The organism is Amycolatopsis alba DSM 44262 (assembly GCF_000384215.1).
Taxonomy (GTDB): Bacteria; Actinomycetota; Actinomycetes; order Mycobacteriales; family Pseudonocardiaceae; genus Amycolatopsis; species Amycolatopsis alba.
Genome location: NZ_KB913032.1, coordinates 8,539,876 through 8,566,804 on the forward strand (window position 1 = coordinate 8,539,876; position 26,929 = coordinate 8,566,804).

A 26,929-nucleotide genomic window follows, 5' to 3' on the forward strand; every position below is an offset into this window, starting at 1 on the left:
GGAAGTTCCCCCGCCCGGTAACCGGACGGTGTGAGGGGATGGATAGGGGGGTGAGTTACCCCGTTTCCGGGTGAGGCTAGGAGGGTGCTACGTACCGACTTGATCCGGCCCCTGCCCGAGTTGCTCACGGCGCACGCCTCGGTTTCGGGTGACAAGGTCGCCTTCCGGGACGCACACCGCGCGGTCACGTACGCGGAGCTGGAGCGGCGGACGCGGTGGCTGGCCGGTCACCTGTCCCGGCGACGGGTGCAGCCCGGTGACCGCGTCGCCATCGTGCTCGGCAATCGCGTGGAGACGGTGGAAAGCTATCTCGCGATCGTCAGGGCGGCCGCGGTCGGCGTACCGGTCAACCCGCGGTCCACCGACGCCGAGCTGGCGTACCTGCTGGACGACAGCGGCGCGCGGATGGTGATCACCGACGCCGCGCACGCCGCCCGGCTGAGCCGGAACCGGCGGTCCGGGCTGGATGTCGTCGTCGTGGACGAGAACTACACCGCCTTCACCGGTACCGATCCGGGCGTCCCGGCCCGTGACGACCTCGGTCTCGACGACATCGCCTGGATGCTCTACACCTCGGGGACCACCGGCGCGCCCAAAGGCGTGCTGTCCACCCAGCGCAACTGCCTCTGGTCGGTGGCCGCGTGCTACGTGCCCGTGCCGGGCCTGACCGGCTCCGACCGCGTGCTGTGGCCGCTCCCGCTGTTCCACAGCCTCTCCCACATCGCTTGCGTGCTGGCGGTCACCGCGGTCGGCGCCGGCGCCCGGATCGTCGACGGGTACTCGGCGCACGACGTCCTCGACGCGCTGAGCTCGGACCGGTCGACCTTCCTCGCCGGTGTCCCCGCCCTGTACCACCACCTGGTGCGGGCGGCGCGGGAAAAGGGCTTCCGCGCACCGGATCTGCGGATGGGCCTGGTCGGCGGCGCGGTCACCACCGCCGCGCTGCGCAACGCGTTCGAGGAGACCTTCGGCGTCCCCCTGCTCGACGCTTACGGCAGCACGGAAACCTGCGGCTCCATCACGATCAACTGGCCGACCGGTGCCCGCGTCGAAGGATCGTGCGGGCTGCCGGTGCCGGGCCTCGGCGTGCGGCTGGTGGACGTCGAAAGCGGGACCGACGCCGAGGACGGCGCGGAAGGCGAGGTGTGGGTGCGCGGGCCGAGTGTCATGGCCGGCTACCACAACCAGCCGGACGCGACGGCGGCCGCGCTGAGCGGGGGCTGGTATCACACCGGTGACCTGGCCCGCCGGGACGAGGACGGCTACTTCACCGTCACCGGCCGCATCAAGGATCTGATCATCCGGGCCGGGGAGAACATTCACCCGACCGAGGTCGAGAACGTCATCCGCTCGGTGCCCGGTGTCGCGGACGTCGCCGTCGTCGGCAAGCCGCACGGTGTGCTCGGTGAGGTTCCGGTCGCGTTCGTGGTGCCCGGTGAGGGCGGGTTCGACCCGGACCGGCTCTTGGCCGTCTGCCGCGAGCGGCTGTCGTCCTTCAAAGTGCCCGAAGAGCTCTACGAGATCGACCGTGTCCCGCGGACGGCGTCCGGCAAGACGACCCGGCACGCGCTGCTCGACAAACCCGCCAGGTTGCGTGCTTGCGGCGGTGACCATCACGAATCGCTGTTCCGGGTCGACTGGGTTCCGGTGACCGCCGTCCCGGCCGCCGTCGATCCCGGCGAGGTGGTCTGGTGCCCGCCGGTTCCGGAGCTCTCCGGCGCCGCGGTCCGGCGGAGCGTCGACGAGCTTCGGGCCCGGATCGACGGGGCGGATGCACGGCTGACCGTGGTCACGCGGGGTCCGGCGCATGCCGCGTTGCGCGGGCTCGTCCGCTGTGCGCAGGCGGACCACCCCGATCGTCTGGTCCTGGTCGATCTCGAACCCGGAACTCCGCTGCCACCGCTCGTCCGGGACGAGCCGGAACTGGCGGTGCGCTCGGGGGTGCTGCTCGCGCCGCGGCTGGTGCGGGTTTCGGTGGGGGAGGAGCGGGATCCGTGGCGTGCGGTGGCGATCACCGGCGCCGACGGGGAGACGGCCGGGGTCCTGGCGCGGCAGCTGGCGACCGGGCACGGGATCCGGGACGTGCGCCTGCCCGGACCGGACCGGGCCGCGCTGTCCGGCGTGTCCGCCGTGATCCACCTGCCTTCCGGCTCCCTCGAATCCCTTGTGGACGAAATACTGGAACTCGACGCGCTGACCGCGACGACCGAGCTGGTCGTCTTTTCCTCGCTCCACGGCGTTCTGGGCGGGGCCGGGCATGGTGACGACGCGGCGGCGGCCGCGTTCCTGGAGATGGTCATCGCCGAACGCCGCGCCCGCGGCGGTCGGGGAATGGTGCTGGCGTCGGGAATCCCGCGGCCTCCGGCGCAGCGGCTCATGGCCGCGTTGGACGGCGCCCGCGCGACGGACCAGGTCTCCGCCGTGCTCACCGATCTCGACACCGCGGCCCTCGGCGCGGTCCCGCCGCTGTTCAGGGGCCTGATCGACACCGTTGTCCCGGCGGTGGAACCGGTGCGGCTGACCGGGATCGGCGCGGTGGAGCAGCATCGCCTGCTGCTCGAACTCGTCCGTACCGAAGCGGCCGAGGTGCGTGACTGCGCGGGGCTTGCCACGCCCGGTCGCGAGCCCACGTTCACGAGCCTCGGATTCACCTCGGCGTCCGCGGTCGTGCTGCGCAACCGGCTCGCCGCGGCGACCGGGCTGGACCTGCCCGCGACGATCGTTTTCGACCATCCGACACCGTCCGCGCTCGCCACGCGGCTCCGGTCCGACCTCACCGGCGAGCCGATGGAGCCTGTCGTGGCGCGACAGGCTCCCGCGACGAACGAGCCGATCGCGATCGTCTCGCTCGCCTGCCGGTATCCGGGTGGCGTGGCGTCGCCAGAGGATCTGTGGCGCCTGGTCGCCGACGGCGGCGACGCCATCTCGGCCTTCCCGGACGATCGTGGCTGGGATCCGGACGGCGGATCCTACGCCCGTGAAGGCGGCTTCCTCCCTGACGCGGCCGACTTCGATGCAGAGCTGTTCGGGGTGAGCCCGCGTGAGGCGCTCGCGATGGATCCGCAGCAGCGGCTGCTGCTCGAAACGTCCTGGGAACTCCTCGAACGCGCGGGGATCGACCCGCTTTCGTTGCGCGGCAGCGACACCGGGGTCTTCGCGGGCGTGATGCACCGGGACTACCTCAGCAGGCCGGGGTCGCCGCCGGAAGAGGTCGAGGGCTACCTCAGCACGGGCAACGCCGGAAGTGTCGCTTCGGGCCGAGTGGCTTACACGTTCGGCCTGGAGGGACCGGCGATCACCGTGGACACGGCGTGTTCGTCGTCGCTGGTGGCGATGCATCTCGCCGTGCAGTCGCTGCGCCGCGGTGAGTGCTCGCTGGCGCTGGCCGGTGGCGTGACGGTCATGTCGACCCCGGAGAGTTTCGCGGAGTTCGCCCGCCAGGGCGCGCTCGCGCCCGACGGCCGGTGCAAATCCTTCGCCGCGACGGCCGACGGGACGGCGTGGTCCGAAGGCGTCGGCGTGGTGCTGCTCGAAAAGCTGTCCGTCGCCAGGGAACGCGGGCATCCGGTGCTGGCGGTGGTTCGCGGTTCGGCGGTCAATCAGGACGGCGCCTCCAACGGCCTGACCGCCCCCAGCGGGCAGGCGCAGCAGCGGGTCATCCTGTCCGCGCTGGCCGACGCCGGGCTGACAATCTCGGACATCGACGCCGTCGACGCGCACGGCACCGGCACCCGGCTCGGTGATCCGATCGAGGCACGGGCCCTGCAGGTGACCTACGGCAAGGACCGCGACCGTCCGTTGTGGCTCGGCTCGGTGAAGTCGAACATCGGCCACACGCAGGCCGCCGCCGGGATCGCCGGCGTGATCAAGATGGTGCAGTCGATGCGTCACGGCACCCTCCCGAAGACCCTGCACGTCGACGCCCCCACCCCCGAGATCGACTGGTCGTCCTCGGGAGTGGACCTGCTGACGGAGCCGCGTGAGTGGCCCGAGCCGCGCCGTGCCGGCGTGTCCTCGTTCGGGGTGTCGGGCACCAACGCCCACCTCATCCTGGAATCGATCGACGAAGCCGATCGACGCGGTGCGGAAGACACCGCGACCGGGCCTTGGCCGGTGATGCTGTCGGGGGCGAGCACCGAGGCGGTGCGGGCGCAAGCGCGGCGGCTGAAGGAATTCGTCCGGACGCGCCCCGAACTGAGGGTCGCGGACATCGCCCGTTCACTGGCCGAAACCAGGGCGCTGCTGCCCAGCCGCGCCGTCTGCGTGGCCGGTTCGACCGGGGACCTGACCGAGAAGCTGGAGTCCTGTGATGTGGGTTCTGCTGATGTGGTGGGCCGAGGTGTGTTCGTATTCCCAGGGCAGGGTGCCCAGTGGACGGGAATGGGAAGGGCACTCCTCGGCGCCAGCCCGGTGTTCCGGGAGTCGATGCTCGCCTGCTCCCGAGCGCTCGAACGGCTCGTCGGCTGGGACCTGCGGGAGGTGCTCGCCGACGAGGTGATGCTGTCCCGCGTCGACGTGGTGCAGCCCGTGTCGTTCGCGGTGATGGTGTCCCTGGCCGCGGTATGGCGCTCGCTCGGCGTCGAACCCGCCGCCGTGGCCGGCCACAGTCAAGGCGAGATCGCCGCCGCTCACGTCGCCGGGATCCTCACCCTCGACGACGCTCTCCGCATCGTGGTGCGCCGCTCCGCGATCATCGCGAGGGAACTGGCCGGGCACGGCGGGATGATGTCGGTGTCCGCCGCCGAGGCTCGCGTGCGCGACCTGCTCGCGGACACCTTGTCCCTCGCCGCGGTGAACGGTCCCGAATCCGTTGTCGTGTCCGGAGAACCGGAGGCGCTGGTCAGGCTCGCCGAAGACTGCGCGGCGCTCGGGATCCGCACCCGGACCGTCCCGGTCGACTACGCCTCTCACAGTCCGCATGTCGACACCATCCACGACGAGCTCCACCAGGCGCTGGCCGATGTCCGTCCCATGCCGGGAAAAGTGCCGATGTACTCCACAGTGGACGGACGCTGGGCGGGCGGCGCCGAGCTGGACGCCGGATACTGGTACCGCAATCTGCGGCGGCCGGTCGGTTTCGAGCAGGCGATCCGGGCGCTCACGGCCGAGGGCCACGACACCTTCGTGGAAGTCAGCCCGCATCCCGTCCTGACCACCGCGATCGAGGACATCGTCGACGGCGCCAGGCCCACGGTCGTCACCGGGACCCTGCGGCGCGACGACGGCGATTGGGGAAGGGTTCTCGCCTCCGCGGCCCGGCTCCACATCCGTGGCGTCCCGGTCCGGTGGGATCTCGGCCGCGGACCACGAGTCGATCTGCCGACCTACCCCTTCCAACGCCGGCGCTACTGGCTGGAGCTCGGCGACCGGACGGCGACCGGGCATCCGTTCGCCGAGGCCGTGGTCGGCCTGGCCGGTGACGGTGAGGAGGTCGTCCTCACCGGCTCCGTCTCGCTGTCCGCCCATCCGTGGCTGGCCGACCACGCGGTGTCCGGCGCCGTCGTCTTCCCCGGCACCGCCTGGGTCGACCTGGTCATCCGGGCGGGCGACGAGGCCGGGCGGCCGGTGATCGAGGACCTCGTCATCGAGGCACCGCTCGTGGTGCCGGACGAGGACGAAGCCGAGCTGCAGGTGCGGGTCGGCGCCGACGGCACGTTCAGCGCGTACGCGAGAGTGACGGGCGGATCCTGGGCCCGCCACGTTTCGGGATCCTTGTCCGCCGACGCTCCTGCGCCGGAAGGGCTCGGTCAGTGGCCGCCTGCCGGAGCGGTTCCCCTTGACGTGCAAGGCTTCTACGAACGCCAGGCGGAGGCGGGATACGAGTACGGTCCCGTGTTCCAGGGGCTGCGAAAGGCGTGGAGACGAGGCGAGGAGATCTTCGCCGAGGTCGAACTGGCCGAGCCGGTGTCCGGGTTCGGCCTGCATCCCGCGTTGTTCGACGCCGCTCTGCACGCGTCCGGTCTCTGCGCCGGGCAGGAGTCGCACGAGATCCTGCTGCCGTTCGCCTGGACCGGGGTCTCCCTGCACGCCACGGGCGCGACCGCGCTGCGGGTCCGGGCCGTCCCGGCAGGGCAGGCCGAGGTCTCACTGCTGCTGACCGACCACAGTGGACAGACAGTCGCCGCGGTCGGCTCGTTGAGGCTCAGGCCGGTCACGGACGGTCAGTTGCGCGTGGCGACGGGTTCAGGGCTGTTCCGCTCCGAGTGGGAGCCGCGCGTGCTGCCGAAGGCGTCCGCGGACTTCGTGACGCTCGACCTCACCGAAGACCCCGGCGACGCTCGTGCGATCACCGCACGGGTGCTGGCGGCCCTGCACTCCGGGGAAGCCCCGCTGGTCGTCCTCACCCGCGGCGGTGTCGACGCCGAACCCGCCCAGGCCGCGGCATGGGGACTGGTCCGCTCGGCGCAGGCGGAGAGCCCTGGGCGTTACTTCCTCGTCGACGTCGACGACGATCCCGCGTCGTCCGCGATGGTGCCGTCCGTGGTCGCTTCCGGTGAACCGCAGGCCCTGGTGCGGGCGGGTGCGGTGTCGGTGCACCGGCTCGCGCGCACGGCCGGACGCGCTTGGCGCTGGGAGGTGGCGGGTCCCGGACTCGCCGTCGTGCCGTGCCCGGAGGTGCTGGAACCGCCGGCCGCCGGGCAGGTTCGGGTCGGCATGCGGGCCGCCGGGCTGAACTTCCGCGACGTCATGGTGGCGTTGGACATGGTGCCCGGCCAGTCGGGGATCGGCGGCGAAGGCGCCGGAGTCGTGCTGGAGGTCGCGCCCGACGTGGTGGGGCTGGCGGCAGGCGACCGGGTGATGGGCACCTTCGACCGGTCCTTCGGCGCGTTCGGGCCGGTGGCGGTCACCGACCGGCGACTGCTGGTCAAGATGCCGGACGGCTGGACGTTCGAGCGGGCGGCGTCGATCCCGGTCGCGTTCCTCACCGCCTGGTACGGGCTGCGGGATCTGGCCAAGGCCGAACCGGGGGAGCGCGTGCTGATCCACGCGGCCGCGGGCGGCGTCGGGATGGCCGCGGTCCGGCTGGCCCGCGTTCTCGGGCTGGAGGTGTTCGGCACCGCGAGCCCGAAGAAATGGGACGCGCTGCGGGAACTCGGTCTCGACGACGAGCACCTCGCGTCTTCGCGCACGCTGGAGTTCGCGGACCGTTTCCCGCCCGTCGACATCGTGCTGAATTCGCTCACCGGCGATTTCGTGACGGCTTCGCTGGCGCTGCTCGCCCCCGGCGGACGGTTCCTCGAACTGGGGAAGACCGATCTCCGGGAAGGCGTACCGGGCTACCGCGCCTACGATCTGCGCGAGGCCGGGCCGGACCGGGCGCAGGAACTGCTGACCGAGCTGACCGGCATGGTCGAACGCGGTGAGCTCACCCCGCTGCCCGTGACGAGCCTGCCAGCCCGGCAGGCACCGGCGGCGTTCCGGCAGCTCGCGCAAGCCCGGCACATCGGCAAGGTCGTGCTGACCATGCCGGGCGGCCTCGGCCCCGGAACGGTGCTGATCAACGGCGCGGGAACGTTGGGCGCCATGGTCGCGCGGCACCTCGTGGCCGAACACGGGATCCGGCGCCTCGTCCTCACCAGCAGGCGGGGACCGGCCGCGCCGGGCACGGCCGAACTGGTCGCCGACCTCGCGGCGAGAGGCGCCGAGGCCGACATCGTCGCCTGCGACGCCGCCGATCGCGACGCGCTGGCCGCCGTCCTGGCGGCCATTCCCGACCTCACCGCCGTGGTGCACACCGCGGGCGCGCTCGACGACGGAGTGATCTCCGCGCTGACCCCGGAGCGGTTCGACCCCGTCTTCCGCCCGAAGGTCGACGGCGCCTGGAACCTGCACGAGCTCACCGAGGACCTGGACCTCGACGCGTTCGTCCTGTTCTCCTCGGCTTCGGGGGTGCTGGGGAATCCGGGGCAGGGCAACTACGCGGCGGCGAACGCGTACCTCGACGGCCTGGCCAGGTACCGGCACTCGCTGGGGCTGCCCGCGGTGTCGCTTGCCTGGGGACTGTGGGCGACGCCCAGCGGGCTGACGGGAGGGCTCGGCAAGGCCGATCTCGAACGCACCAGGCGTGGCGGGATGACCGCCTTGTCCGAAGAAGAGGGCCTGCGTCTCTTCGATGCGGCACTGCGCTCGGTCGAACCCGTTCTGCTTCCCGCGAATCTCGACCTCCGGCCCGGCCGCACCCGCCGGGTTTCGGCGGACAAGCCGGAGCCGGCCCGGCTCGCCGGTCTGTCCACAGTGGAGCAAGAGGCGCTACTGGTGGAGCTGGTGCGGGCCCAGGCGGCGACCGTGCTGGGACACACGTCCGCCGAAGCGATCGATCCGCGGCGGCCGTTCAAGGAAGCCGGGTTCGACTCGCTGACGGCCGTCGAGCTGCGCAACCGGTTGAACGCCGAAACCGGGCTGAAACTGTCGGCGACGGTGGTTTTCGATCACCCGAACCCGGTCGCGCTCGCCCAGTTGCTGCGAAGGGAACTGGCCGGTGAATCCCCGGCGATCGGAACTCCGGTGTCCGTGGGGGTTTCCGAGGAGCCGGTGGCGGTTGTGGCGATGGGGTGTCGTTTCCCTGGTGGGGTGGGTTCTCCGGAGGAGTTGTGGGAGTTGCTCTATCGCGGTGGGGACGCGGTGGCTGGTTTCCCGTCGGATCGCGGTTGGGATCTGGGGGGTTTGTCGGTGCGTGGGGGTGCGTTTCTGGGGGATGTGGCGGGGTTCGATGCGGGGTTTTTCGGGATCAGTCCGCGTGAGGCGGTGGCGATGGATCCGCAGCAGCGGTTGCTGCTGGAGGTTTCGTGGGAGGTGTTCGAGCGGGCGGGTATTGATCCGGAGTCGTTGCGGGGCAGCGACACCGGCGTCTTCACCGGCGTGATGTACAACGACTATCTCGCCAGGGCATCCGGCGCTTCGTCCGATGTGGAGGGTTTCCTGAGCACGGGCAACTCCGGCAGCGTGATCTCCGGCCGGGTGGCGTATACGTTCGGCCTCGAGGGCCCGGCGTTGACGGTGGACACAGCGTGTTCGTCCTCGCTGGTGGCGGTGCATCTGGCGGCGCAGTCGCTGCGGCGGGGTGAGTGCTCACTGGCGTTGGCTGGTGGGGTGACGGTGATGGCCACTCCAGGTTTGCTGGTGGACTTCAGCCGTCAGCGTGGCCTGGCTCCTGATGGCCGCTGCAAACCCTTCGCGAGCACTGCCGACGGGACCGCGTTCAGCGAAGGCGCGGGCCTCATCCTGCTCGAACGCCTCTCCGACGCCCAACGACGAGGCCATCCGGTCCTCGCCGTGATACGCGGTAGTGCGGTCAACCAGGACGGCGCCTCCAACGGCTTGACCGCCCCCAACGGCCCCGCCCAGCAACGCGTCATCCACACCGCCCTCACCAACGCCGGATTAACGCCGGCCGACGTCGACCTGGTGGAAGCGCACGGCACCGGCACCCGACTCGGCGACCCGATCGAGGCCCAGGCCATCCTCGCCACCTACGGCCAAGACCGCGACACACCGGCCTGGCTCGGCTCAGTGAAATCCAACATCGGCCACACCCAAGGCGCCGCCGGTGTCGCCGGAATCATCAAAACCATCCTCGCCATGAACCACGCCACCCTCCCGAAGACCCTCCACGTCGACACCCCCACCCCCGAAGTCGACTGGACCACCGGCAACACCACACTCCTCACCCAACACCGAGACTGGCCCGAACCCCGCCGAGCAGCCGTGTCCTCCTTCGGCATCTCCGGCACCAACGCCCACCTCATCCTCGAACACCACCCATCTGAGTCCACAGTGGACCCTGGTGACGGACCGTGGCCGGTGATCATCAGCGCCCGCACCGAGGCCGCACTCCACGACCAAGCGGCCCGCCTCGCCCAGTACCTGCGGACACACCCCGAAACCGGTATCGCCGACGTCGCGCACACCCTGCTCAACCGCGCGCGACTCGGCCACCGTGCCGCCGTCGTCGCCGCCGATCACGACGAACTCGTCACCGCGTTGGGTGGCCTCACCCCGGCGGTCGCCGGGGGCGGCAAGACCGCGTTCGTGTTCTCCGGGCAAGGCAGCCAGCGCATCGGGATGGGCCGCGAACTCCACGGCACCTATCCCCTCTTCCGCGAGGTCTTCGACGAGATCTGCGGGCACTTCGAATTCCCCTTGCGGGACATCGTGTTCGGCGACACCGAACTCGCCCTGCTCGACGAAACCCGGTACACCCAGGCGGCACTGTTCGCCGTCGAGACCGCGCTTTTCCGGCTTCTGGAGTCCTTCGGTCTCCGCCCCGACTTCGTCGCCGGGCACTCCGTCGGCGAGATCACCGCCGCGCATGTCGCCGGGGCACTGTCCTTGGCGGACGCCTGCGTTCTCGTCGCCGCACGCGGCAAGCTCATGCACGAGCTGCCGCAGGGCGGGGCGATGATCGCCATCGCCACCTCCGAACAGGAAGCGCTCGCCGCGCTGGCCCGTCATGAGACAGCGGGGCTCGCCGCGGTCAACGGTCCGGCCTCGGTCGTGATCTCCGGCGAAGACCACGCGGTCAAGGCCATCGCGCGACAGTTCGCCGAACGCGGCTGCCGGACCCGGCGGCTGCGGGTCAGCCACGCGTTCCACTCTCCCCTGATGGAACCCGTCCTCGACGAGTTCGCGACCGTGCTGAAAGGCATCTCCTTCGCGGAACCGGAGATCCCCCTCGTCTCCACGGTGACCGGCGAGCTCCTGACCGAGCACAGCGCCGGACACTGGATCGAGCAGATACCACGGCCCGTCCGGTTCCATGGCGCCATCGAGACCCTGCAAGCCCTGGGGACGTCGACACTGATCGAGGTCGGACCCGACGGTGTCCTGGCCGCGGCTGTCGACGAGACCCTGTGCGTGCCGGTCCTGCGCCGGGACCGCGGGGAAGTACGCGCCCTCCTGGAAGCGCTGGCGGCGGTGTGGGCCCGCGGAATCGACGTGGACTGGACACCGGCCTTCCGGGGCGGGTACCGGCACGCCGACTTGCCGACGTACGCGTTCCAGCATGAGCGTTTCTGGCTGGAAACCACGGCGGTGGAACAGAAAGTGGAATCGGCGGGACTGGCGGGCCTCGGCCATCCCTTTCTCGACGCGCTGGTCCCGCTGCCCGACGGCGGAGTGGTGTGCACCGGCCGGGTGTCCCAGTGGGACTCCGGGCCGTTGACCGGCGCCGCGGTACTGGACATGGTGATCCACGCCGGCGACCAGGTCGGCTGCCCGGTCGTGGCCGAACTGACGCTCGACACGGCGCCGGTCGTCGGGGACGGCATCACCGTCCAGATCACCGTCGGCGGTCCCGGTGACAACGGCCACCGCGAGGTGCGGGTGCACTCCCGCCACGACGACCGCTGGCAAGAGCACGCCCGTGCGACGCTGACCCCGCCTTGCCCTGGACCCGCCATCGCCTTCTCCGGCGACCACCTCGACGTCGGCCTCGACCACGATCCTGGCGCCTTCGGCATCCACCCCCGGCTGGTCGACGCCGCCCTCGGGCACCGGCAACCCGTCGTCTGGCGCGATGTCGTCCTGCACGCGGACGGCGCCCGCGACCTCCGCGTCCGGCACACCCCCGCCGGCGGGCTCCTCGCCACCGATCGCGACGACCGGCCGGTTCTGACCATCGGCTCGCTCCGCTTCGGCGACCTGCCCCCGAGCCGGGCCGTGGAAGGTTCACTGTTCGACGTGGCCTGGGTGCCCGCACGGGTCGATCCGTCCACTTCGGACTTCATCGTATGCGAAGCAGGTGACGGTGACGCCCGCACGGTCGTGGCCCGTGTACTGGCCGCTCTGCAGGAGTTCGGCCGCGCCGGCGGAACCGATCGCCTGGTGGTCGTGACCCGTGGCCTGGTCGGTCCGGGCTCCGGCGATCCGGTCGGCAACGCCGTCTGGGGACTGGTCCGGTCCGCGCAGTCTGAAGAGCCCGGCCGGATCTTCCTGGCGGACGTCGACGATCCGGCCTGCCGTCCGCCGATCGGCGACGAGCCGCAGGTGGCCGTCCGCGACGGGGTGGTGTTCGTGCCGAGATTGCGACGGGTGGCAGGCGTGGCATCGAGCCCGCGATGGGCGGCCGAAGGCACCGTGGTGGTCACCGGTGGCACCGGCGCGCTCGGCACCGCGGTCGCCCGCCATCTGGCGACCGAACACGGGGTACGGCATCTCCTGCTGCTCAGCAGAAGCGGTGGCACCGTGGACGTGCCCGGCGCTCGGGTGGTCTCCTGCGACGTCGCGGACCGCGCCGCGCTCGCCGCCGTCCTCGACGGCGTCCCGGCCGAACATCCGCTGACCGGGGTCGTCCACACCGCCGGCGTCCTCGACGACGGCGTCATCGGCGCGCTGGACCGGAAACGGCTGGACACCGTGTTCGCGGCCAAGGTCGACGGTGCGGTCAACCTGCACGAACTGACCCGTGACCGCGACCTCGCGATGTTCGTGCTGTTCTCCTCCGCCGCGGGCATCATCGGCAGCCCCGGACAGGGGAACTACGCCGCCGCCAACGGTTTCCTCGACGGCCTGGCGTGGCGACGCCGGGCCGAAGGACTTCCCGCGACCTCGCTGGCGTGGGGTCCTTGGGAGACCGGTATGGCGACGGGCCTCGATCAGCGCGGGCCGCTGCGGCCGTTGCGGGAGGCCGACGGCATGGCCTTGTTCGACCTCGCCGCCGGGACCGGCCGGCCGGTGCTCGCGCCGATGCGCCTGCACCCGGCAGCCGCCGAAGGCACGCCGCCGCTGCTGCACGAGCTGATGCCACCGAAGCGACGGCGCGCGAGCACCGCCACCGGTGAGCCCTTCACGGCCCGGCTGAGCCGGCTCACCGGTGACCAGTGCGCGGACCTTCTCCTGAATGTGGTCCTCGACGCCGCCGCGACCGTGCTCGGACACCGTTCGGCGACCACGATCGACCCGGACATCCCGTTCTGGGACAACGGTTTCACGTCGCTCACCGCCGTCGAGTTCCGTAACCGGATCACCGGCACGACGGGCCTGCGGCTCAACGCGGCCGTCGTCTACGAGCAGCCGACCCCTCGGATGCTCACGAACCACCTGCTCGAGACGTTGAGTCCCGAATTCGCCACCGCGTGAAGGGAACGGCATGTTCGACGTCGAGATCTACCTGCGACGGCTCGGTCACAGCGGCCCCCGTGAACCGACCCTCTCCACGCTGCGCACGCTGCACCGCGCCCATCTGCTCGCCATCCCCTACGACAACAGCAAGTTTCCCGACGACGGCGGCGGGCTGCCGGACAACCTCGCCGATCTCGACCACGACCGCACCTTCGACAAGATCGTGGTCCGCGGCGACGGCGGCATCTGTTTCGAGCTGAACCTGCTGTTCGAGCGGCTGCTGGACGACCTGGGGTTCGACACCATGCCGGTTTCGGCCGGGGTGCCCCAGGCGCGGGGCAGGTTCAGCCCGGAACTGTCGCACAAGTTCACCGTCGTGACGCTGGACGGCGTCCGGTGGCTGGCGGACGTGGGTTTCGCCGGGCCTTCCTACCTGCTCCCCCTGGAACTCTCCCCCGCCGTGCAGACCCAGTACGGCTGCCAGTTCCGGGTGGACGGACAAGACGGCCTGCACACCGTTCTCCGGCGAAGCCACTCCACGGACTGGCAGCCGGTCTACCGCTTCGCGCTCCAGGCTCGCGAGCTCTCCGAGTGGGACGGTTTCACCGAACAGTTCGAGCGCTATCTGGACGAAGCGGTGATAGCGAACACCACCATGCTCTGCCGGGCGGACGAGAACGGCCACCGGGCGCTGGTCGGCAGACGGTATCTGACGGTCGAAGACGGGAAGGAGACGATCGTCGCGCTGACCGACCAGGCCGAGTACCAGCGGGTCGTGGCCGCGATCCGGGGGCGGCCGGGTCAGGAAAACCGGTAGCGGAGTACGCGGGTTCCTTGCCGGGACAAGGCGTCGCTGTGGCTCATGAGCCGGGTCACCGCACGCAGCGGCTGCGGGAAACAAGCGACTTCCGGGGCGCGGGCGATCACTTGCTCCTCCGCCAGGACCAGGCCGGCGCCCCAGGTCTCGGGGTCGCGTGGGTCGTCGAAGCCCTGGGCGGCGGTGATGCCGATCGTTTTGATCGTCGGGTGATACTTCATCGACCAAGCGGCGAAGCGCGTATAGCCGTTGATGGCGAGTTCGCCGGTGTCGAAATGCGCGGTCAGTTCCCGGACCATGCGCCGGAAGGAGTCGCCGGGCAAGAACGGCAGCAGGCCCTCCGCGACGATCATGGCAGGCCGGTCTCGCGGCAGCGGGTCGAGCCAGCCCTGTTCGGTCAGGTCCACGCCGATACGCACGGACCGATCGGGCAGGAACCGGGGCCGCAGGTCGACGATGTCGGGGAAATCGACGTCGTACCAGTCGACACCGGCGGGCGGGTCGCAGCGGAGCACTCGCGTGTCGAGTCCGCAGCCGAGATCGAGCACGACGGCGTCGGGATGGACGGCGACGAAGGACCGGACCGCCTCGTCGAGTTTCTTGGCACGGGAGGCGGTGCCGCAGATGAGGCTGGGCTTGAGGTTGAGCTTGGCGAAGTCGTAGTCGATCTCCTCGGCGATGGCGACGGAGTGGGTGTCGCCGAGGATCGAGCGGGGCAGCTTGGCGTCCGAAGCCCTCGCGTGAAGGGTGAGCAGCAGGGTTTCCCGGAGCGGGTCCAGGTCGAGTCGCAGGCGTTGCACGAGAAAGTCCTTAAGTTTTCGGAGGATTGCGGGCAGCGATGTCGCGAAGCCAGGTCAAGGCCTCCTGGGCGGCATGGATGCGTTCGGTGTGCGGCCCCCGGCCGCCGACGAGTTTCATCCCCTCGTCGGCGATGTCGCCGAAGGCGCCGAGGCTGTCGAGTTTGCGCTGGATCACCTTGTGCCAGGCGTCGTCCTCGACGCGGTAGTAGGTGGTGCGGTCACCCGGCACACGAACCTTGCGGACGAGGCCGATGGTGGTGAGGAAGCGCATGTTCGAGGTCAGCGAGGCGCGACTGGCCTGGATCGTCTCGGCGATCTGACCGGCGGAGCGCTCGGGCGGGTCGCAGATCATCAGCAGGCCGAGGATGCGCCCGGTGATCGGCGGGAGCGCCCATTCCTCGACGCAGAACGTCGCCACCCGCTCGACCCACCGCAGCATCTCGTCCTGCTTGTCCTGTTCGGACATCGCCCGTCCTCCTCGGCTGACTTCTCGGGGCTGTCACTGTGTCATGGCGGCCCCCGGCCCGGTGGCGGGCACCGGGGTGGCGGTGACGGCCCGGAGTTCGCGCAGGTAGCGGTCGAACCAGTCCACGGCCAGCGCCATCGCCTCGTCGAGACCAGGACCGGTGTAGAGCCCGAGGACGTCGTAGGGCAGTACCTCCAGCCGCTTCGGTTCGCCGGCCTTGGCGTACGCGCTTTGCGCCTCCTCGATCAGGTGATACGGGTCCCAGCCGCCGTTGGCGATCATCAACAGCGGCGTAGGCGCCAGCCGGTGGATGAGGTCTTCCGGGGCGAAGGTGAGCAGCTGCTCGGTGGATTCAAGCGTCTTTTCGTTGCGGTAGGAGGGAAACATCTGCGCGGCCACGTCCGGCGCGTCCTGCACGGACTCCGCGTCCAGGCTCAGGTGCGGGACACGGGCGCCGTCGCCGCCCTCGTAGCGGCGCTGCCAGTCTTCGTCCAGTTTCTGTCGCAGCGCGTGCACACCGGCGTGTCCGACCAACCGCTCCAGGTACCGCCACCCGTTCCACACGCTGGGGCTCTGCACCACGACACACTTCACGCGCCTGTCGAGCACCGCGGCCTGCACCGCGACCGATCCCCCGACGCTGACACCCCACAACCCGATCCGCGCCGCGTCCACCTCCGGGCGGCTCTGCAGGTAGGAGATCGCGCTGCGGAAGTCCTCCACCTGCCGTAGCGGATGGTCCTGGCCCCGAGGTTCCCCCTCACTGGCGCCGACCGTGCGGTAGTCGATCGCCAGCACCGCGAACCCGGCACGCACGAAGTACTCCGCGAACACGGCCAGCGCCTCTTTGACCATCACCCCGCTGTGCCCCAGCACCAGGCCGGGTACCGGGAGGGCCACCTCCGGCACGTACAGGTCGCCGGCACACGCGGTACCGAGACTGGTGAACGTCACCTTCTGGGGAGACATATCCATCGCACATCCTCTCCGAGACTTTGCTAGTGATTTCAGTCTTGACTGAAATCACTAGCAAAGTCAAGTCCCGGTTTTCGCACCAGCACGACGGCGAGCACCGCGGCGATCGCGAACGCGGCGGTGGCGATCGTGATACAGGTGAAGACACCGGTCCCCGAGTTCACCGTTTCGCCGCCGACGGGAACGGCGGTCGACTTGAGCACCGCCGAGCCGACGAAGTCCAGCACCACCGAGCCGATCGCGACGACGACCATGACCAGGCTGGAGACGATGCCCTGCCGGTCGGCCGAAGCCAGCCCGCCCGCCAGATTGAAGCCGGAGGTACCGAGCACGCCGACCGTGAAACCCAGCAGGAAAGCGAAAAAGATCGCGACGGGAAACTGGGAGACACCGAAGAACATCCCGACGGTCCCCACGGTTCCGAGCGCGATTCCCCCGGCCAGGGTCACGGCTGGCCCGACACGGGTGGCGATCACCCCGGCCACCGGCCCGCCGATCATGACGCCGACGCCCGGCGCGGCGAGCAGCAGGGCCAGCGTCCCCTGGCCCGCCAGTCCGTACCCGAGACCCTGCTCCGCCGATACCTCGCTGACCAGGGGAATGAGCTGGAGCATGCTCTGATAGGAACCGGTGCCGAGCACGAGCACCAGCAGCGTGAGCGCCAAGGGCGCGCCGAGGTCGCGGACGTCGATCAGGGCATCGGGCTTCCGGCTCGCGACCAGGAACCATCTGGCGAAGGCCGCGGCACCACCGACCAGCAGCGCCATCGGACCGAGGGCGAACCAGCCGAACTCCGAGCCGACGCTGACATAGCCGAGCACCCCGGCCAGGCCGCCGCCGAGCAGCAGCGCCCCGCCGACGTCGATCCGGCCCGGCGTCCGGTGCGCGGATTCGGGAACGACGCGGTGCACGCAGATCGCCATCGCGATCGCGACGACGGCCGAGATCAGGAACAAGATCCGGAAACCGAACTCCGCGGCCAGCTTCTCGGTGAGGAAACGGGAACCGATGTTGAGCACCGCGGATCCGGAGGTCACGATGCCCACCACGATCATCGCGATCCGGGGCGCGCACATCTCGCGGACGATCGCGACGGAAAGGAACAGCGCGGCCACGGCCGCTCCCTGCAAGAGGCGGCCGGGCACGAAAACCCAGAGGCTGGGGGCCACCGCGCAGACGAGCGCGCCCGCGCAACTGAGCAGCAGGGTCAGCACGAGCACCTTGCGTTTGCCGTGGACGTCGGCGCTCTTGCCGAGCAGCGGCGCCCACATCACGCCTGCCAGCATCGCGCTCGCGTTGATCAACGCCGTCTGATCGGTGCCGAAGTGGTCGAGCATTTCCGGAAGGACCAGCAGCGGCGCGGTGATGGCCGTGTCGACCATGAAGTTGACCAGCACCAGGACGGTCACCAGGCCGATGAGCCGTCCGGTCCACCTCGTGTGCGGTCTTGTGCCGATCTTGCTCTCCTGCATGAAGGACTCCTTGTCCGCCGGAAAACTACACTGCACAGTGTAGTTTTCTGGCGCTGAGAATACGATGAGAAAATGGCGACCCCGAAAGCGACCGCGCGGACACCGGGCAGGCGGCTTCAGGCCGAGACCAAGCGAGCCGCCATCCTCGACGCGGCCGAAGCGTTGTTCGTGTCGGACGGCTACGAACTCACCAGCGTCGACGCGATCTCGGCGCGGGCCGGGGTGTCCAAACGCACCGTCTACGACCACTTCGGCGACAAGCAGTCCCTCTTCCGCGGCGTTCTCGGGCGCGCCAACGACGCCGTGGTCGCGACCGTGCGCAAGGCGATCGACGAAGAACTGGCCGACGACCGGGACATCCGCGACGCCCTGCTCGGCTTCGCCCGGCGGGTGACGACGGGGATGTTCCCCACTTCGGACTACGCGACGTTCAGACGGCTGAGCTCGCAGGCTCCCCTGGCGCCGCGGCTACCGGAAGCGGCGCAAGACCAGCCCGAACGGATGATGGAGGCACGATTCGCGAAATTCGCGGCGGACGGCAGGCTCCGGGTGACCGACCCGCGGCGCGCCATGCAGCACTTCGTCGCCCTGACGATGCGTTTGGTCCTCGACGTGACCGACGAGGACCAAACGGGAACGGTGGGCGAGGCGGAGATCCTCGCGACCCTCACCGACGGGGTGGACGTGTTCCTGCGCGCCTACCGCTGACGGCTCACCTGGCGGCGGGCAAGGAGGTCACGCGACAATCAGCGTGATCGGAACGTCTCCGGAGGATCCTGTGACCGCATTGAACGACCAGGTCCGCGGCTGGGTCGCGGCGCCGAAATTCTGGCATCTGGCCACGGTGAACCTCGACGGTTCACCCCACGTGTCGCCCATGTGGATCGACGTCGAAGGCGACCACATCGTGTTCAACACCGCCGTCGGCCGGGTGAAGGAGGAGAACCTGCGCCGCGAACCTCGCGTTTCGCTGTCGTGCATGGACACGGACAACCCCTATGACCGGGTGGTCATCCACGGCCGCGCCGTCGAGTTCGTCGAAGGCGAGGAAGCGGAGCGGTGCATGGACCGGCTGGCCAGGAAATACGTCGGAACCGAACGGTTCGAATGGCGTATCCCCGGAGAGCGCCGGGTCAAGATCCTGGTCGAGCCGACTCGCGCGCGCCATGTCGTCGGCGTGGAGCCCTTCCGGCGTGGCACCTGATCCGGGGCTACGCCTCGACGGGCACGAGCACTCCGAACACCCGCACCGCGACCCGTCCATCGGGCAGCGTCGCCGGGCTTTCCGCCACCACCGCCTCGCCACCGGACCACGGCTCGCTGTCCAGCAGGACCTCGTTGTTCAGCAGCGCCCCGTCGTGATGCGCGGCGAACAGCCGGAGCCCGTGCGCCTTCCGGCTGAGCTTTTCCGCCCGCAGCGCTTCCAGCAACCGGTCCAGCAGCGGTTCGACGGTCGGCACGGTCTCGGCGAAAAGGTTGATCTGCGCGCCGAGCACCAGTTCGAACACGCCGTCCGGATGTTCGTACCGCTCGCGCTCGACCTGATCGGACGCGGCGCCGGGAAGCAGCAGGCCGTCGATGATCGGATGCAGGGCCCCGAGACTGAACATGGTCACGGCTCGGCCGATCGCCTCACGCCACGTGGTGCCGTGCCCGGCGAAGCTCTCGACCAGCCACGGCTTGGCCAGCGCGGGATGCGACACGGCGAAGTCGACCTGGGCCATCACCATGCCCGCGGGGGCCGGATGCACGACGAGAGTCGCGTCGACCTTCGTGTCGTCGTCGAGCCGGATTCCGTGCTCCCGCAGGAAACCCTCGAACGCCGCCCGCGGTGACGGCACGCCGCCGTCGCCTTCGACGGCGGGTTCCAGATCCTTGACCAGCACCGGCTCGGTGGGCTCCAGGTCCGCGAGCTGCGACCCGGCTTTCAGCGCTTCGTTGATCACGGCGAACGTGCTGCTGCGCAACGCGATCCGCTCGAACTCCGCACGGCCCGCGTACTGGGCGCGCTCGAACGCGGCCACGAAGACCGGTTCCTTCGAGAGGCTGACTTTCCCGCGGGAGTCCAGCACCGCGTCCGGGTACGAGACGTCCGGCAGCAAACGCCGGACGTAGGCCATCGGCAGGAAGACCAGCAGCCGTTCGGCCAGCCACGGCTCGACTCCCGCGCCGGTCAGCGCTTCCCACACCTGGTCGTCGCCCGGCGGTTCCTCGCCGGCGCAGAACGCGACGACACCGATCTCGATCGCCGCGTCGAGTCCCCCTGATCCGATCACCGCGGCAGTCCATGCCCGCCGTCGCCGCGCTCTCCTTCACCCGGCTCCGGTGCGGTGGACGCTTTCGCGGTGAGCTGCGTTTCGATCCGCCGGAGGACCGAGGTCACGGCCTCGATCTCGTCCGGATCGGACACGATCCCGTCGAGCAGCCCGCTCCAGATCTCGCGGAGCTGCCGCAGGTTCTCGTGCGCGCGGGTGGTGGGGTAGAGCCGGATCCGCCGGGCGTCGTCCTGGTCGGGTTCGCGGTGCACGAGGCCTTTCTTCTCCAGTCCTCGCACCGCCCTGCTGAAGTTGCTGGAGATCAGCTGGGTGGCCTCCGCCGCGGCGCGGGCCGACGTGCCCGGATTCCGGTCGATGAACCGCATCACGGCGCTTTCCAGCGGCGTCCACGACTCGGACGCGAAGTCTCTGCTCGCGAACTCCTTGGACGCGTGGATCTGGCGGCCCACCGCCAGGATCAGGTCGGCGAGCTCGAACAGCCGTGACGTTTGCTCCTCATCCACCCCGCAATGGTACATTTGCTGTCAGTTGATAGCTATCATCTGATAGGAGATTAGGTGGACGCTCCGTCCCGCGACACCATCCCGGTCCCCCTGCTGCTCGTGCTCGCCCTGCTGGCCAGCGTCGCCCCGTTCGGCATCGACCTCTACCTCGCGGCGTTCCCGCAGATGGCCGCCGACCTGGAAACCAGCGACACGGCGATCCAGCTGACCCTCACGACGTTCCTGCTCGGGCTCGCGGCGGGACAGCTGATCTTCGGCCCCGTCTCCGACCGGCGGGGCAGGCGAGGACCGCTGCTCGCCGGCTCGGCGGTGTTCGTCGCCGCGAGCGTCCTCGCCGCGCTCGCGCCCACCATCGCCGTCCTGCTGGCCGCACGGCTCCTGCAAGGACTGAGCGCCGCGGCGGGCATGGTCATCGGCCGCGCGGTCATCGCCGATCTGGCCACCGGCCGGGCCGCCGCCCGCGCGTTCAGCCTGATGATGATCGTCGGCGGGGTGGCGCCGGTGGTCGCGCCACTGCTGGGCAGCCTGCTGGTCGAGTCGATCCACTGGCGCGGAATCCTCGGCGTCCTGGCGGCACTGGCCGTCGCGATGCTCGCCGGGTCCGCGACGATGGTGCGGGAAAGCCTGCCGAAGGAAAGGCGAGGCACTTCCGGCGGTGGCGGGTTCCGGGCGCTCCGCAGCCGCGCGTACCTGTCCGCCACGGTCACGCTCGTCTTCTCCTTCGGCGTGCTGATGGCTTACATCTCCGCGTCGCCCTTCCTGTACCAGACGGTCATCGGCATGAGCGCCGTCGGCTATGGCCTGATGTTCGCGCTCAACGCCCTCGGCCTGGTGTTGAGCAGCGCGGCGGCATCGCGGTTACTGCACCGCGCCGAACCGCGCCGCGTGCTCACCGGCGGCGTCCTCTGGCTCGCCGTCGCCTCGGCCGTGCTGCTCGCCATGTCATTGCTGCCGATCGGCGTCGCCCTGCTGCCGGTGCCGATCTTTTTCGCGGTCTCGGCGCTGGGGTTCATCCTCGGACCCGCCACGGCGATCGCCCTCGACGCGGTACCCGGAGCCGCGGGAACCGGGTCGGCAGTCCTTGGCGCGACGCAGTTCGGGCTCGCGGCCGTCGTCTCACCGCTCGTCAGCGTGGGCGACGGTCATTCCGCGGTACCCATGGCGATCACCATCGCCGTACTCGCCGCCATCGCGGTACTCCCCTGCCTGTACACGACGGAAAAGGTGACGAAATGACGCTCATCGCGATCGAAGAACACTGGATCCTGCCGGAGCTGACAGCCGCCCTCGGCGCCCTTCCCGAGGAGACCCGCGACGAAAGCCTCGCTTTCAACGATCTCGGAGACCACCAAGAGCGGCTGCAAGACCTGGGCGCGGGCCGGATCGCGACCATGGACGCGCAGGGTATCGACGTGTCGATCCTGGCGCTGACCCCACCGGGAACCCACCCGCTGCCCGCCGAAGAAGCGCTGCGGCTGAGCCGTACCGCGAACGACGTCGCCGCGGCGGCCGTCGCCGCCCACCCGGCCCGGTTCCGCTCCCTGTCCACGCTGCCGATGTCGGCCCCGCGGGACGTCGCCCCCGAACTCGAGCGGGCCGCCCGCATCGGACACGTGGGCACCATGGTCTACGGCCGGTCAGGGGACCGCTACCTCGACGACCCCGCCTATGACGACTTCTTCGCCGCGGCGGCGGACCTGCGCCAGCCGGTCTTCCTGCACCCTCAGTTGCCCTCGGCAGCCGTCCGCGACGCGTCGTATCGCGGCTTCGACGCCATGACCGACCTCGCCCTCGCCACGTTCGGCTGGGGCTGGCATCTCGACGCCGCGACCGCGGCGCTGCGGCTGATCCTGCGGGGCACCTTCGACCGGCATCCGGACCTTCAGGTCGTCCTCGGCCACTGGGGCGAGATGCTGCTTTTCTGGCTGGACAGGGCGGACAGCCTGTCCCGCGCCACCGGCTTGGCGCGACCGGTGTCGGACTACCTGCGGTCGAACTTCTTCATCACCACCTCCGGCATGTTCAACCCGGCGCTGCTGCGGCACGCCCTTTCGGTGACCTCGATCGACCGGCTGCTCTTCTCGACCGACTATCCCTTCCAGCAGCCGACGCGGGAGGAGATCGACTCCTTCTTCGGTCACCTTCCGTCCGATGTGGACCGCCGGAAGCTGGCCTCGGACAACGCTTCGGCCCTTTTCGGCATCTGACGATGAGCCGGGTCTCGTGAGTGGTGAGGACGGTTCTGTTGAGGGGTAAGACAAAGGTGTCGTTTCGTTGACTCGATGTCTTGTCTTGAAGGCCCCCTTCAGGACGTTCTCCCGCGCGGGCCCGTAGCACCGGAACCCATCGGGCGTGATGCGAGGGGAACAGTCCCTTCACCCGGTCCGAAACGCCACCGATACTTAGAGCGTGAGTTTTCGGAGTTTCTTGTGGCAGATGAGGTCGGCTCCGAGGGCGAGGAAGTATTCGGCTTTGCGTTCGTAGCGCAGGGCGAGGCGGCGGTATCCGGTGTGCCAGGCGATGGTTCGTTCGATCACCCACCGGTGTCCGCCAAGTTTGTCGCCTGCTTCGACCCCTTTGCGGGCGATGTGGACTTTGACGCCGCGGTCACAGACCCAGCGTCGGCGCGCGAGTCGGTCGTAGGCCTTGTCGGCGTGTGGCTTGGCAGGCTTGCGGAGTCGTGGGTGTTCGCGGCGGAGATCGCGACCGTGAGCGGCCTGGCAGGGGCACGCCGAGCACACCCACTGGTCAGCACGTACACGGTTGCGTGAACGTGGGGATCAACGACTCCACCAGTTCCCACAGCTCATCCGGCACAAGGCGCGAAGACAACCGATCACACGAGCAAGACCATGGCGCATCAGCCACCGGTCACCACATAAGACACGCCCTTGATCATCGAATGCGAAATACCTTCAGACCATTTTCGATAAAGCGTTTCATATTCGCACACTTGTTCGATAGCTGGTATTATCGTGGGGTGTCCAGCCAACGAATCCTCGAACCACCACACGAGCTGTGGTGTGCCGGTGCGCGCGAACTCGCGCACGGTGTGGTCGAGCGCATGTCGTTGGCACGCCAGGCCTTGGCGGAGGTCGGGCAGTTCCTGGTGGAGATCGAGTCCCGTGGCCCGATGGAGTTGTTCGGGCATGGTTCGACGGCGGGCTGGTTCGCCGAAACCGCCAGGATCAGCCCCAAAGAAGCGGGTGCCACTGTGGCGCGGGCGATCGCCTTGAACGAGGGGCGGAATCTGGACGGGACCCCCGCTCCGGCTTTCGCTCCGCTCGCGGGTGCGGCTGCGGCCGAGGGGGATCTCGGCCCTCAGCAGCTGGACCCGCTGCTGGCGGTGCTGAAGAAAATCCCGCCTGAGGTGTCGGCGGAAGACCGGTCGGGCGCGGAGCGGATTCTGGTGAATCTGGCCCGCAACGCCGGTCCGCAGCAGATCGTCAACGGCGGCGCGGACCTCTTGGCCCACCTCGATCCCGACGGCAACGAACCCAAGGACGAGGACCTGAAACCGCCCTCCCGCGAGGTGCATCTGCGGAAGCGTGACGATGGCTGGTGGCGGCTCAACGGCCTTCTCGACCCCGAATTCGGTGCAAGAGCGAACGCCCTGTTCGAGACCTGGGGGCAGCGAAGACCCGTCGACGAGGACGGCAACCGCGATCCCCGCACCCCCGGTGAACGCCACGGTGACGCGTTGTTTGATGCGATCCACTATGCGATGACCAAGGAGAAGGCACCGACGTTGTCCGGGGACCGCACCACCGTGGTGGTCACCATTCCCCTCGACACCCTCACCTCGGGACTGGGATGGGCGTGTGTGGACGAGGTCACCCAAATCACCGCACGCCACGCCCGCCTACTCGCCTGCGACGCCAAAATCATTCCCGCCGTGCTCGGGTCAGAGAGCGAACCACTCGACATCGGCCGCGCCGCCCGCACCGTCACCCCCGCACAACGCCGGGCCCTGAACCTCCGTGATCATGGCTGTGCTTTTCCGGGCTGTCACCGCAAACCCAAGCACTGCGAAGCCCATCACATACTTCCGTGGGGGCACCTCGGCGACACCGACCTCAACAATCTGTGCCTGCTGTGCCGCTATCACCACATGGTCATCCACGGACAATCCGGCTGGCAGGTCCGCATGACCTCAGACGGCAGGCCAGAGTTCGTTCCGCCGCAATATCTGGACCCGCTACAGAAGCCACGACGTAACCATCGCTGAACCCCCGAGGGAGCCCGCCACCACCACCGGCGACGGGCCCCTCGGCACGCCCGCACCCAGACGAACCAGATCCCGAACATCGAACCCCGCGACGCGGGGGCGGATAGCAACCCCCGGACCGCCCAGCGACCTCACCAGGCACATGAACAACCGATCGAAAAGCCAAAACACTCGCACACCGGCCCCGGACACCGCGAAAGCCACGTTCACAACCTTCAACGTTGCGAACGTGGCTTTCGCAACCACACCGTCCACCAGACCGCACCAAGCCGACGTGTCCACGAAGGCCCCCGCGCCCCCGGCTCAGCCGAGAGACTCGGCCTTCACGTACTTCAGACGCGGCGAGGTGAAGGTAGAGCTTCGGCACACAAGGGCCCGGACCTCGATCGACCGGCTACCCTCCAGCAGCCGGCGCGGAAGGAGATCGACTCCTTCTTCGGCCACACTCCGTCCGATGTGGACCGTCGACAGCCGGCCTTGGGCAACGCTTCGGCCCTGTTCGGCATCTGATGATGGGCCGGATCTCGTGAGTGGTAAGGACAGCTATCGAGGGTAAGTCAAACGTGTCCTGGCGCCCTGCCCCCAATAGAACGCGCCTGACCACTCACGGGCGGACCCGCCACCGTCACCACCGAGAACCCCTCCCTGGCACATTGCATCGTTTCTGATGTATCGTTTTCGATATGAAAGCCGGTGAGCTGTACCTGCTCGGCAAGCACCTGATGGAGCTCGCGTCCCAGGGCATGCGTGACGACGCCGATCCCGAGGTCCCGGAGATCTACCTCGTGGTCATCTCGGTGGTCGTCGAGGCGCCGGGCCTGTCGATCAGCGAGCTGACCGCGCGCACCGGTTTCGCGCAGAGCCATGTCTCCGCCGCCGTCGCCAAGCTGCGGGAGCGAGGCGCCCTGCGCACGCACCCGGATCCGGCCGACCGCCGCCGCACCCTGGTCACCCCGGTCGACGGGCTGGTCGACGCGGTCGCGCAACGCCAGCAGCGCGACGCCGAGCAGGTCCTCGCCGCGGCGCTCGTCGAGCTCGACCCGGACGCGGATTCGGTCGCGGAGCGTGCCGCGCGATTGGCCAGGGCCGCGGACGAGCTGTACCGCCTGCTCACCGCACACGCGCTCAAGGTCGGCGGGGACTCCGCGTTGATGCCGCTGCACTCGCTGGCCGAAGAGGCGGCCGGAAAGCCGAAGAACTGAGGGGAAGAAACAAGATGAACTACCCGTTCACCACGCCCGAACTCGTCCGGAGACAGGACGAGGAACCCGTCGGCCGCGTGCGTCTCCCGACCGGTGAGGACGCCTGGCTCGTCACCCGCTACGACGACATCCGCGCCCTGCTCGCCGATCCGCGATTCCGCGTGTGGCTTCCCGGTGTTCCCGAGACCGGCGCCGACGAACTGCTCTTCACCATGAACGGCCCCGGACACGCGCGGCTCAGGCGGATCGCCGGCAAGGCACTCACCCCGCGGCGGGTGGAGTCCCTGCGGCCTCAGGTGGAGGCGCTCGCGGAAGGACTGGCCGCGAAGCTGATCGCACAGGGACCGCCGGCGGACGTCCTGGAGGGATATGCGATCCCGTTCGCCTTCTCGGTGCTCAACGAACTCCTCGGCGTCCCGCCCTCGGCTCGCGACGATCTGCGGACCTGGGCGGACGGCATGCTCGCGGTGTTCACCGCGCCGAGCTATCAGGAAATGACCGAGGCGGCCCGGAAGCTGGGTGACTACCTCGCGGAACTGGTCGAGTCGAAGCGCGACGCGCCCGGCGACGACCTCCTTACCGGCCTGCTCCAGGCGCGGGACGAAGACGGCGACGCCTTGAGCCCGGACGAGGTCACTCAGCTCGCCTTCGCGGTCCTTCTCGGCGGATACGTCCCGCCCGCGAACGCGCTGGCCCAGATCGTGCTACGGCTGGCGGCCGATCCCGAGCTCCCCCGCAATCCCGCGCCGATCGAGGAATTCCTGCGCCAGGACCAAGGTTCGGCCGCCGACCAGGGCCGGGTCGCGATCGAGGACGCCGACATCGGCGGGGTGCCGATCCGCGCGGGCGAGTTCGTTCTCGCTTCCCTGCGCGCGGGCAACCACGACACACGGCGGTTCCCGGCACCGGCACTGACCGATCCCCTTCGCACACAAGGACATCTCACCTTCGGCCACGGGCCGCACCATTGCCTCGGAGCGGCACTGGCGCGGCTGCAACTACAGGTAGGCGTCGCCACGCTGCTGACTGCCGCTCCGGGGCTGCGCCTCGCGGTGCCTTCCGAGGAAATCGCCTGGCGGCAGATGTTCCTGACGCTGCGAGGTCCGGTCACGGTGCCGGTCGACTGGTGAC

15 protein-coding genes and 1 pseudogene are annotated in these 26,929 nt (G+C 69.5%); 9 read left to right on the forward strand and 7 right to left on the reverse strand.

Translation table 11 applies throughout. The annotated features are described in order from the left end of the window. The first annotated feature begins 84 nt into the window (after positions 1–84). Positions 85–13,077 (forward strand): type I polyketide synthase, encoded by a 12,993-nt coding sequence (locus AMYAL_RS50235; protein ID WP_157358234.1) that lies wholly within the window; start codon positions 85–87, stop codon positions 13,075–13,077. A 10-nt stretch (positions 13,078–13,087) separates the two neighbouring features. Beyond that, positions 13,088–13,876, forward strand: a complete 789-nt coding sequence (locus AMYAL_RS0139605; RefSeq protein WP_020636846.1) for an arylamine N-acetyltransferase family protein — start codon at positions 13,088–13,090, stop codon at positions 13,874–13,876. On the opposite strand, the gene AMYAL_RS0139610 is transcribed toward AMYAL_RS0139605, so the two are convergent. Genes AMYAL_RS0139610 through AMYAL_RS0139625 form a run of 4 tightly spaced genes read right to left on the reverse strand, consistent with a single transcriptional unit; the run spans position 13,861 to position 17,589 of the window. Beyond that, the gene (locus AMYAL_RS0139610; RefSeq protein WP_020636847.1) at positions 13,861–14,676 is read right to left on the reverse strand and encodes a class I SAM-dependent methyltransferase; all 816 of its coding nucleotides are present in this window, start codon (positions 14,674–14,676) and stop codon (positions 13,861–13,863) included. The two genes, AMYAL_RS0139605 and AMYAL_RS0139610, sit on opposite strands and share 16 nt — an antisense overlap. A gap of 10 nt (positions 14,677–14,686) precedes the next feature. Then, complete coding sequence (locus AMYAL_RS0139615) at positions 14,687–15,142, reverse strand: GbsR/MarR family transcriptional regulator (RefSeq protein WP_020636848.1); 456 nt, start codon at positions 15,140–15,142, stop codon at positions 14,687–14,689. 33 nt (positions 15,143–15,175) lie between these two features. Then, entirely contained in the window at positions 15,176–16,117 is a 942-nt protein-coding gene (locus tag AMYAL_RS0139620) for an alpha/beta hydrolase (protein ID WP_143267886.1), read from the reverse strand. 32 nt (positions 16,118–16,149) lie between these two features. After that, complete coding sequence (locus tag AMYAL_RS0139625) at positions 16,150–17,589, reverse strand: MFS transporter (RefSeq protein ID WP_020636850.1); 1,440 nt, start codon at positions 17,587–17,589, stop codon at positions 16,150–16,152. A 72-nt stretch (positions 17,590–17,661) separates the two neighbouring features. Here AMYAL_RS0139625 and AMYAL_RS0139630 point away from each other — a divergent pair, with 72 nt between their 5' ends. Both AMYAL_RS0139630 and AMYAL_RS0139635 read left to right on the forward strand, forming a co-directional pair. Then, the gene (locus AMYAL_RS0139630) at positions 17,662–18,297 is read left to right on the forward strand and encodes a TetR/AcrR family transcriptional regulator (RefSeq protein WP_020636851.1); all 636 of its coding nucleotides are present in this window, start codon (positions 17,662–17,664) and stop codon (positions 18,295–18,297) included. A 70-nt stretch (positions 18,298–18,367) separates the two neighbouring features. Further along, entirely contained in the window at positions 18,368–18,793 is a 426-nt protein-coding gene (locus tag AMYAL_RS0139635) for a PPOX class F420-dependent oxidoreductase (protein WP_020636852.1), read from the forward strand. Positions 18,794–18,800: 7 nt separating this feature from the next. Here AMYAL_RS0139635 and AMYAL_RS0139640 read toward each other — a convergent pair whose 3' ends face one another. Both AMYAL_RS0139640 and AMYAL_RS0139645 read right to left on the reverse strand, forming a co-directional pair. Further along, the gene (locus AMYAL_RS0139640; protein ID WP_020636853.1) at positions 18,801–19,865 is read right to left on the reverse strand and encodes a DUF6348 family protein; all 1,065 of its coding nucleotides are present in this window, start codon (positions 19,863–19,865) and stop codon (positions 18,801–18,803) included. Beyond that, positions 19,862–20,368 carry a MarR family winged helix-turn-helix transcriptional regulator gene (locus AMYAL_RS0139645; RefSeq protein WP_020636854.1) on the reverse strand — a complete coding sequence of 169 codons (507 nt, stop codon included), beginning with the start codon at positions 20,366–20,368 and terminating at the stop codon, positions 19,862–19,864. The genes AMYAL_RS0139640 and AMYAL_RS0139645 overlap by 4 nt, the downstream gene beginning before the upstream one ends. Before the next feature lie 54 nt (positions 20,369–20,422). On the opposite strand from AMYAL_RS0139645, the gene AMYAL_RS0139650 reads away from it, so the two are divergent. Together AMYAL_RS0139650 and AMYAL_RS0139655 are read left to right on the forward strand one after the other, a co-directional pair. After that, the gene (locus AMYAL_RS0139650; protein WP_020636855.1) at positions 20,423–21,604 is read left to right on the forward strand and encodes a multidrug effflux MFS transporter; all 1,182 of its coding nucleotides are present in this window, start codon (positions 20,423–20,425) and stop codon (positions 21,602–21,604) included. After that, positions 21,601–22,575, forward strand: a complete 975-nt coding sequence (locus tag AMYAL_RS0139655; RefSeq protein ID WP_020636856.1) for an amidohydrolase family protein — start codon at positions 21,601–21,603, stop codon at positions 22,573–22,575. Before AMYAL_RS0139650 ends, AMYAL_RS0139655 begins: the two co-directional genes overlap by 4 nt. A 195-nt stretch (positions 22,576–22,770) precedes the next feature. On the opposite strand, the pseudogene AMYAL_RS51180 reads toward AMYAL_RS0139655, so the two are convergent. Beyond that, positions 22,771–23,061 (reverse strand): annotated as a pseudogene (locus AMYAL_RS51180) (transposase); the annotation flags it as partial. A gap of 287 nt (positions 23,062–23,348) precedes the next feature. Between AMYAL_RS51180 and AMYAL_RS0139665 the strand changes: the two are divergent. The 3 genes from AMYAL_RS0139665 to AMYAL_RS0139675 all read left to right on the forward strand — a co-directional run bounded on the left by AMYAL_RS0139665 (position 23,349) and on the right by AMYAL_RS0139675 (position 26,928). Continuing rightward, a complete protein-coding gene (locus tag AMYAL_RS0139665; RefSeq protein WP_020636859.1) occupies positions 23,349–24,596 on the forward strand; it encodes an HNH endonuclease signature motif containing protein in 1,248 nt (415 codons plus the stop codon). Positions 24,597–25,279: 683 nt separating this feature from the next. Continuing rightward, positions 25,280–25,798 carry a MarR family winged helix-turn-helix transcriptional regulator gene (locus AMYAL_RS0139670; protein WP_020636860.1) on the forward strand — a complete coding sequence of 173 codons (519 nt, stop codon included), beginning with the start codon at positions 25,280–25,282 and terminating at the stop codon, positions 25,796–25,798. A 14-nt stretch (positions 25,799–25,812) separates the two neighbouring features. After that, a complete protein-coding gene (locus AMYAL_RS0139675; RefSeq protein WP_020636861.1) occupies positions 25,813–26,928 on the forward strand; it encodes a cytochrome P450 in 1,116 nt (371 codons plus the stop codon). The last annotated feature ends 1 nt before the right edge of the window (position 26,929 follow it).

Bases quoted from the DNA above. Each gene is read 5' to 3' on its own strand.
- AMYAL_RS0139675 (WP_020636861.1), top strand. From the start codon at position 25,813: ATGAACTACCCGTTCACCACGCCCGAACTCGTCCGGAGACAGGACGAG.
- AMYAL_RS0139625 (WP_020636850.1), bottom strand. From the start codon at position 17,589: ATGCAGGAGAGCAAGATCGGCACAAGACCGCACACGAGGTGGACCGGA.
- AMYAL_RS0139615 (WP_020636848.1), bottom strand. From the start codon at position 15,142: ATGTCCGAACAGGACAAGCAGGACGAGATGCTGCGGTGGGTCGAGCGG.
- AMYAL_RS0139670 (WP_020636860.1), top strand. From the start codon at position 25,280: ATGAAAGCCGGTGAGCTGTACCTGCTCGGCAAGCACCTGATGGAGCTC.
- AMYAL_RS0139630 (WP_020636851.1), top strand. From the start codon at position 17,662: ATGGCGACCCCGAAAGCGACCGCGCGGACACCGGGCAGGCGGCTTCAG.
- AMYAL_RS0139620 (WP_143267886.1), bottom strand. From the start codon at position 16,117: ATGGATATGTCTCCCCAGAAGGTGACGTTCACCAGTCTCGGTACCGCG.
- AMYAL_RS0139655 (WP_020636856.1), top strand. From the start codon at position 21,601: ATGACGCTCATCGCGATCGAAGAACACTGGATCCTGCCGGAGCTGACA.
- AMYAL_RS0139605 (WP_020636846.1), top strand. From the start codon at position 13,088: ATGTTCGACGTCGAGATCTACCTGCGACGGCTCGGTCACAGCGGCCCC.